The organism is Cytophaga aurantiaca DSM 3654 (genome assembly GCF_000379725.1).
Classification (GTDB): domain Bacteria; phylum Bacteroidota; class Bacteroidia; order Cytophagales; family Cytophagaceae; genus Cytophaga; species Cytophaga aurantiaca.
On sequence record NZ_KB903623.1, the window covers coordinates 84,353 to 93,173 of the forward strand.

Sequence of the window (8,821 nt, forward strand, 5' to 3'; positions counted from 1 at the left end):
AGTATTTGTTAGGGGTTAAAATTTAGTAGAATAAGTACCAGTTGGGTATTTGTTTAAATAATCATTTTTAATTAAATCAGCAGTTGTTGTATCGTAGTTGGATTTGGCCGCTAAATAGGACGTATACAGATATTCTTCGTCATTAAATTTTTCATAGTATTGAAGCATAAAACGCATGTTGATATTTGTAATATCTGTTGTGCGCCATTCTTTTAAAAGTGTTGTTAAATCATAGAGATTCGGATAATATTTTTTTGAGACAGTTGGAACATATTTACCAACCTCGTGCGTACTTTTAGCAGCATTTATTATGTTCATACTTTTTCCGATTTGAGTTGCTATATAACTGTCATCGGGGTGTTGAAGTTGTAATTTTAATGATCTGTAAATACATTCGCTCAACTGTCTGGAATAAAATAAATATTCTATTACTTCATATTGGCAAATATTTTTTATCCGATAAAACAAATCTTTGTCCTGATAGAAAACTTTTTTATTTACCGGCGGCTGCAGTAACATTTTTTGAATGTAAACAATTCTGATTTTACAGTCCGGGTGTGTTTTTAACGAATCTGCTAACAGTAATTGTTTGTCCGTTTTCTTTTGTGATATGGTTATCATATCATTTTCATTCAACCACTCCGGTCTAAAAGGATAATCAGTAAAGTTGAAGATTTTTGAATAATCCAATTGAACTTTATTTTCTTCGTCTTCTATGTGATCAAGTATAGCAAGAGCTGACAATGTTTCAGCTTCATTATAGATCGTTTTGGATAAATATAAAAAGCCCAATGAATCGGCTTGCTTTTCATGAAAGCGACTGATCTTTCTATGCTTTAATGTAATGCTGGTAAGTAACTCGTCAAGTTTTGTAGCTTGGTTGTATTTATTTTTAGCAATCGCTTTTACTTTATCCTGGGTTTCTTTTGAATTATAATCTATCAAAATATCCTGAATACTTGAATTGGAGTGATTTAAAATATAATGAGAGATTTCATGGCAGATAATAAAGGCCAACTGACTTTCATTGTCGAGCATTGCAATCAGTCCAAGGTTTATTTCGATTGTCCCATCACCCGTTGATAGGGCATTGGCTTCTGCATCTTTATTTATAAAAAGACGAAGTTTGCGCGCTTTTAATTCAGGATTTTTATTAAGAATCTCCTGGAAAATAATATTAGCGTATAAATTAACAGGAGTTTTTAGTAAGATATAATTGCTGTCAAGCTCAGTAATTGTTTCTGTTGCCCGTTCGGTATAAATTTTTTGAAGTTCAACTTTGTTTTTAACATCAACAATAGCTTTGATATCGGCATCTTTTGCTGCCAATATTTGTTTTTTTAATGCATAAACTCCATTCGTATCACTTTTGAGCGGAATGTATGTTGTTTGAGCATTCGCAATTCCTGAATAAAAAAGAATGACTAATGCTGTTAAAAATATTCGCATGAAAATCTAATTTAAAATTTAGGGGTAATTTTAATATCAGGAGTATTATTTACTTTGAATCACTTCGACACCGTCAACCACATATTTGCTGTCGCCAACCCAGAATAGCTTCCAGAATTTTTGATGATAATGTAGCTTTACTCTGTGTCCGTTTAATAAAGCATCTTCTAATTGTTTAATCAGCGCATCGTCGTTTTTAATTGAGAAGTACCAGATGTTGTTGATCACACCACTTCCGTCTGCATCGCCCGGTTCCCCGCTGCTGTTGATTACGGTAGCGGTATACATTTCGCCTTCATTGGTTTTGAAAATGAATCCCTTTTTAGCCACTTTAGTTAATGCACCCGCTCTATAGCCTTCGCCATAAGAACCGAACATCATAAATGCTAAAAATAATACTCCTAATAAAACTACTATGCCGACAATTTTCTTAAAAGTGCTCATAAAAATTTTAGTTTAAACGTTTGATTTTTGCACCTAGTGCATTTAGTCTTTCATCAATATTCTGATAACCTCTATCAATCTGTTCGATGTTGTGTATGGTTGATTTTCCTTGCGCAGACATCGCAGCGATCAATAAAGATACACCCGCTCTGATATCCGGTGAACTCATTGAAATACCGCGTAAGGATACTTGCTTGCCTAATCCAATTACAGTTGCTCTGTGTGGATCACATAATATAATTTGAGCACCCATGTCGATTAATTTATCTACGAAGAATAATCGACTCTCAAACATTTTCTGGTGGATCAATACAGAACCCTTTGCTTGTGTAGCTACAACCAATACGATACTCAATAAATCAGGAGTGAAGCCTGGCCAGATCTGATCTGCAACAGTTAAGATAGAACCATCAATAAATGTGTCGATCTCATAATATTCCTGTTCCGGAATATAAATATCATCCCCTCTGATTTCTAATTTGATACCTAAACGCTGAAATACAGAAGGAATTAAACCCAACATATCTATCCTGCAGTTTTTGATCGTTAGTTCAGAACCTGTCATTGCAGCAAGTCCAATGAAACTGCCGATCTCAATCATGTCAGGAAGAATCGTATGTTCTGTTCCTCCCAAGTAATCTACGCCTTCAATCTTTAATAAGTTTGAGCCGATACCGCTGATCTTGGCACCCATTCGATTTAACATGCTACATAATTGTTGCAGGTATGGCTCGCAAGCTGCATTGTATATCGTTGTTTCGCCTTTTGCCATTACAGCAGCCAATACAACATTTGCAGTACCTGTTACGGAAGCTTCGTCCAATAACATATAACAACCTCTTAATTCAGATGCACTGATGTTATAGAAACTGTCGTTTGAATCATAATCAAATGATGCACCTAGCTTTTGTAAACCAATAAAGTGTGTATCTAATCTTCTTCTTCCAATTTTATCTCCACCTGGTTTTGGCATTTTTGCTTTCCCAAAACGAGCAAGCAATGGGCCAATGATCATGATCGAACCGCGTAGGGCAGAAGCTTTCTTTTTAAAATCTTCCGTATCTAAAAAATCTAAATTGATATCTTTTGATTCGAAGCGATAAGATGAAGAAGTTATTTTTGTAACTAAAACACCCATATCATTTAATAATTCTATGAGTTTGTTAACGTCAATAATGTTTGGCACATTATGAATAACAATTGGTTCAGGAGATATTAGAACTGCACAAAGTATTTGTAATGCTTCATTTTTAGCTCCTTGTGGAGTGATTTCACCGCGTAATTTGGTGCCGCCCGTAATTTCAAAAGATGCCATTAGTTTCTTCTTCTTGGTTTATTTTGTTGATATCTATTGCTGCTGCCATTACCACCATTATTGTTGGAATAGCCGTTGCCGCCGTTGCCATTTGAATTTGATCTGCGAGAGTTGTTACTTGATCTTGATTGGCTGCTTGAGCTGCTAGGGATTCTGCTATCTGCAACAACTCCGCCAACGGTATCAAACAAGCGTTCTGCTTTTACTTTCGCAATGTCAATTTGTAGTTTCTTTTTAGAAAGCTCTGATAGATGCTCAACGATTACTTCATCGTCAACATTTTCTTTGTTCCATGTACTGTAAAGACGTTTCATTAAACGACCAATGTAAATGATCGCGTCGTCTTTTTCAACACCATCCTCTTTTAGTATCGCTTGGTCAATCAATAGATTGATATTCTTGCCATAGTGTTTATAGCGAAGGTTGTTGTGATTGTATGGTACACGATCTGGCTTCTTACCTAATACAGCAAGATCCGGCATTGGGTGTGGTGTATCAACATCTAATTTAAAATTAGACATGATAAAAAGATGATCCCAAAGCTTTGTTGTTTGCTCGTCAGTATCTCTAACGCCGGGATTTAATTGACGCATCAATTCAACACATGTATTTGCATATCTGGTACGTTGATCTCTGTCTTCAATCGTTAAAATCCAGTCTACAATTTTTTGTATGTTTTTGCCGTATTCTTTTAATACGATACCCGTTCCCGGTTCTCCTTTAATTAATGTCATTTGTGTAGTATTAATCCCTCAAGTTAACTAAGATTCGTGAATTCTCAGTTTTGCGAAGCTAAGAATTAGCGTTTTTTCTCCTAAATTTTTAAAATCTATCAATGCTTTACGGTCATTACCGTTAGATTGTATATTTTTTACCTCCCCAAACCCAAATTTCGGGTGTTCTACCTTCATTCCAACAGCTAAATTACTTGTGTCACTTGGTTTAAAATCCGCTGAAGGGGTATAGGCAGGTGCTGCTTTTGCTTTTGTCTGTATTACTGTGGCAGTTGTTGTTTTAGGTTTTATACCTACAAATGCCGGCGATTGCTCCTGACTGTTTATAGAATTGGCTGTGATGCTCGTCATCTGTAAATGTCTTGGATCTATTTCTTCCAAAAAGCGGCTTGGTGAGCAACTCTTTAATTGTCCAAAACGATAACGGGAAGTTGCAAAACTTAAGGATAATCTTTTTTCTGCACGTGTAATTGCAACATAAAATAAACGACGTTCTTCTTCCAGATCTGCACGACTATTCAACATCATTGCAGAAGGGAATAAGTCTTCTTCTATACCAACAACAAAAACCTGATTAAATTCTAGCCCCTTTGCAGAGTGAATGGTCATGAGGGTTACAGAATCTTTTTCATTTTTATCTTCTGTATCTGTTAATAAAGAAATTTCCTGTAAGTACGTTCCAAGTGATTTGTCTTCCTGATCCGGACGATCAACGAATTCTTTGATACCATTTAAAAGTTCCTGTACGTTTTCATATCGCGCAATGCCTTCAACTGTTTTATCTTCATACAATTCTTTTAATAAACCCGATTGCTTTGCTATTTCATTAGCTGCTTCAAATGCATCTTTTGTCTGAGCTAAAATTTTGTATGATTTGATCATATCAACAAAACCTTCAAACACGGTAGTCAAACGACCAGTCATTACACTTTTTGCATTACACAAAACGTCCCAAACACTTGCACCCTGTTCATCTGCAATCACAAATATTTTTGCAATGGTTGTATCACCAATACCACGTTTTGGAAAATTAACGATGCGCCTAAAGCTTTGTTCGTCCTGATCATTTAAGACAAAACGCAAGTACGCCAATACATCTTTAATTTCTTTACGTTGGTAAAAAGACATACCACCAACCACTTTGTAATTAATGTTCAGTTTTCTTAACGCTTCTTCAAAACTTCTGGATTGAGAGTTTGTTCTATATAAAATTGCGAAATCATTATTACGCAATTGCAGATTCATTTTGCTTTCAAAGATCGCTTGTGCAACGATGCGGCCCTCTTCATTGTCACTGGCAGCACGGTATAGATGAATCTTTTCGCCAGATTCGTTGGATGTCCATACATCTTTCTTTAGCTGTGCTTTGTTTTTAGTTATAACATTATTAGCTGCTTCAACAATTGTTTTTGTTGAACGGTAATTCTGTTCAAGTTTTAAAACCTTTAGTTCTGAATAATCTTTTTCAAAATTTAAAATATTCTGAATGTCGGCACCGCGGAATGCGTAGATACTTTGTGCATCATCACCAACCACACAAATATTGCGGTTCATTGCTGCAAGTTTTTTTGTAATGCTGTACTGTGCAATATTGGTATCCTGAAACTCATCCACCATGATGTATTTGAAGCGGTGCTGATATTTGTTCAGTACATCCGGATGTTCATTGAATAATTTGAACGTGTAAAATAATAAATCATCAAAATCCATTGCGCCGGCACGGATCAAACGTTCCTGGTAGGTTTTATAAAGCTTACCCATTTCCGGTCGCAACGCTGCTCTGTCATCTGCTGTAAAATTTGGATTTGCAATATATTCTGTATAGGAAATTAATCTGTTTTTTGCAGCACTGATTCTGTTGAAAACCGTATTCGGTTTATATACTTTATCATCTAAGTTTTGTTCTTTTAATATGGTTCGCAGTAAACCTTTTGAATCTTCTGTATCGTAGATCGTGAAGTTACTAGGGAAGCCTAGGCGACTGGATTCGACACGCAGAATTTTCGAAAAGACAGAGTGGAATGTACCCATCATAACGTTTCTGGCTTCACTGCCGCAAACGGTCTGAATTCTGTGCTGCATCTCTTTGGCAGCCTTATTGGTAAATGTTAAAGATAATATATTGAAAGGCTCGACACCTTTTTTGATTAAATGAGCAATGCGGTATGTTAAAACACGTGTTTTTCCTGATCCTGCACCGGCAATGATCATTACAGGTCCTTCGGTCTGTTCAACTGCCTGTCGTTGAACTTCATTTAATGAATCCAGATAACTCATTTATTCAATTTATTTAATGGATAAATTTACGATTTAATCCCCTTTAAAACCATTATCTTTGTGTATAGTATTGATATGTTGATAAATTATAAAATTGTATGATTTCTTTAGGAAATGCGGTTATAAGCGAAGATATCGTTGATAAATTTTTTGTCTGTGATCTAATCAAATGCAAAGGAGCCTGCTGTGTGGAAGGAGATATGGGCGCACCGTTGGATGTAGAAGAAGCATTGATTTTGGAAGAAATTTACCCGATTGTAAAGCCCTATTTATCCAAAGAAGGAATTAAAGCAATTGAAAAGCAAGGAACTTCCGTAACGGATGAAGAAGGAGAGCCAGTAACGCCAACGATCGGAAATAATAAGGAATGCGCTTACGCCATTTATGATCCGAAAGGCATATTGAAATGTGGGATTGAGCAGGCATATCTTGAAAAGAAAGTTGATTTTCAAAAGCCGATCTCCTGTCATTTATATCCGATCCGTATTACAAAATACGATGAGTTTGATGCATTGAATTATGATCGCTGGAGTATTTGTAAACCGGCATGTTCAAACGGAAAAGAATTAGGTGTTCCAATCTATAAATTTTTAAAAGGGCCTCTTATCCGTAAGTACGGTGAATCATGGTATGCAGAGTTATGTAAGACCATTGATGAAAAGAAAAAGTAAATCATAATGAGTATAGCGAAGGAATATTTTCAAACATTGAAAAATGTTTTGAAAATAGAAATGAACGAAGATGCTAAGATTTACGAAGAGGAATTATCAAAGCAATCCATTCAGGAACGGAAAGAAATAGGCATTACCTGGTATCCGCTATTTATAAAATCTGAATATTACGGCTTTGCAGAGCGCTTACATATTGAGGTTGAACGAAAGTATGAGTTTGATACACCCAATGTTTTTTATTCAGGCGATAAAGTCCGGATCTTTTCCAATCATCAGCACAGCAATTCAAAAGAAGATTTTGTTGATGGTGTGATTACTGCTTCGGGTGGTAATCAGGTTACGGTTCAATTAATGAAAGATGAGGCGCCGGATTGGCTTTCGGATGGAAAGATCGGAATGGATAAACTTTTTGATAAGCATAGTTACGAGACGATGCTTTCAACGCTTGATTATTGGGGCGGGGAGCAAGGATTGACCAAAGATTCTGTTCGTTTGAGAGATGTGATTTTGGGTGAAAAAGAAGCTGATTTTGATGAAAAAGAGGATTATCCTGTTCCTTCAACCTTAGATGATTCTCAAAAGAAAGCCTGGCTCAAGGCCATTCAGGCAAAGGATATAGCGATCATTCACGGCCCACCGGGCACAGGAAAAACAACAACTATTGTTGAAATTGTAAAGACTCTGGTAGAAAAGGGTGAGCGGGTTTTAGTATGTGCATCAAGTAATGCTGCGGTAGATGTGCTTACTGAACGTATTGCTAATAGAGGTATTCCGGTGGTTCGATTGGGCAATCCATCTAAAATTACCGAACAAAATCTTCAATATTGTTTGGAGAGACAGGTTACAACTCATGCACAATTTGGCTTGGTAAAAGAATTAAAAAAACGTGCGGAAGAATTCTTTCGTATGGCAAATAAATATAAACGAAATTTTGATCGGGAAGAGCGTGAACAACGTAAAGCTATTTTAAAGGAAGCAAAAAATCTTAGAGGACAAGCAGACGATCATCTGCAATTTTTACAGCAGAATGTTCTTGTGAAAAATCAAGTGGTGACATGTACGCCTGTTGTATCAATGCACAGAGAAATAGGTAAGGATAAATTTGATACACTTATTTTTGATGAAGCCGGACAAACACTGGAACCTATGTGCTGGATCCCTATACAAAAAGTAAAGAAAGTCATTTTAGCCGGTGATCATTTACAACTGCCCCCAACAGTAAAATCCGAAGATGCCGCAAAGAAAGGCTTGGCAATTAGTTTACTCGAAAAATTAATGCCTATTGAAAGTATTTCTGAAATGCTGGCGATCCAATACCGGATGAATACGAAGATCATGCAGTTTCCTTCACAATGGTTTTATGAAAATAAATTAGAAGCACATGCTAGTGTTAAAGATCACCAATTAGATGAAGCTGTCGTTCAATTTATAGATACCGCCGGCACCGGATATGAAGAAGAACTGGTCGGAGCTCCTTTTGGGATTCGTAATAAACAAGAAGCTGATCTGGTGTTGACAATATTGCAATCAATAGTAAATGAGTATAAACATGCGAGTATAGGTATTATTAGTCCGTATAAATTACAGATCCAATATTTGCGTGAGCAATTAATAGAACAAAGCATTACTTCTAAAAATATTCAGGTACAAACTGTTGATGGATTTCAAGGACAGGAAAAGGATATCATTATTATCAGTCTTGTTCGTTCTAATGGAAAGCAGGAGATAGGCTTCCTTAAAGATCTACGAAGAATGAATGTAGCAATTACACGTGCCCGTAAAAAGCTTATTGTTATTGGTGATTCTTCTACTTTATCGACTTCAAAATTTTATGCAGGCTTTCAGGAGTATGTTGAAATGCATGATGGATATCATTCTGCTTGGGAATATATCAGTTGATGATTATTACTTTCATTTAATAAAAAAGGTCT

General features: G+C 36.1%; 7 protein-coding genes. 2 read left to right on the plus strand and 5 right to left on the minus strand.

The features are described from left to right. Window positions 1-15: 15 nt before the first annotated feature. The 5 genes from A3EE_RS0103860 to A3EE_RS0103880 are packed head-to-tail and all read right to left on the minus strand — an operon-like array spanning window position 16 to window position 6,219. Window positions 16-1,449, minus strand: a complete 1,434-nt coding sequence (locus A3EE_RS0103860) for a M48 family metallopeptidase (RefSeq protein ID WP_018342120.1) — start codon at window positions 1,447-1,449, stop codon at window positions 16-18. Between the two features lie 45 nt (window positions 1,450-1,494). Beyond that, a complete protein-coding gene (locus A3EE_RS0103865) occupies window positions 1,495-1,893 on the minus strand; it encodes a hypothetical protein (protein ID WP_018342121.1) in 399 nt (132 codons plus the stop codon). A gap of 7 nt (window positions 1,894-1,900) precedes the next feature. Beyond that, entirely contained in the window at window positions 1,901-3,208 is a 1,308-nt protein-coding gene (gene murA / locus A3EE_RS0103870; RefSeq protein ID WP_018342122.1) for a UDP-N-acetylglucosamine 1-carboxyvinyltransferase, read from the minus strand. Next, entirely contained in the window at window positions 3,208-3,942 is a 735-nt protein-coding gene (locus A3EE_RS0103875; protein ID WP_018342123.1) for a DUF4290 domain-containing protein, read from the minus strand. Before A3EE_RS0103875 ends, murA begins: the two co-directional genes overlap by 1 nt. A 27-nt stretch (window positions 3,943-3,969) precedes the next feature. Continuing rightward, the gene (locus A3EE_RS0103880; RefSeq protein ID WP_018342124.1) at window positions 3,970-6,219 is read right to left on the minus strand and encodes an ATP-dependent helicase; all 2,250 of its coding nucleotides are present in this window, start codon (window positions 6,217-6,219) and stop codon (window positions 3,970-3,972) included. A 98-nt stretch (window positions 6,220-6,317) separates the two neighbouring features. Here A3EE_RS0103880 and A3EE_RS0103885 point away from each other — a divergent pair, with 98 nt between their 5' ends. Further along, on the plus strand, window positions 6,318-6,890 hold the full coding sequence (locus A3EE_RS0103885; RefSeq protein WP_018342125.1) for a DUF3109 family protein: 573 nt from the start codon (window positions 6,318-6,320) through the stop codon (window positions 6,888-6,890). Between the two features lie 6 nt (window positions 6,891-6,896). Then, window positions 6,897-8,789, plus strand: a complete 1,893-nt coding sequence (locus tag A3EE_RS0103890) for an AAA domain-containing protein (protein WP_018342126.1) — start codon at window positions 6,897-6,899, stop codon at window positions 8,787-8,789. Window positions 8,790-8,821: the final 32 nt, after the last annotated feature.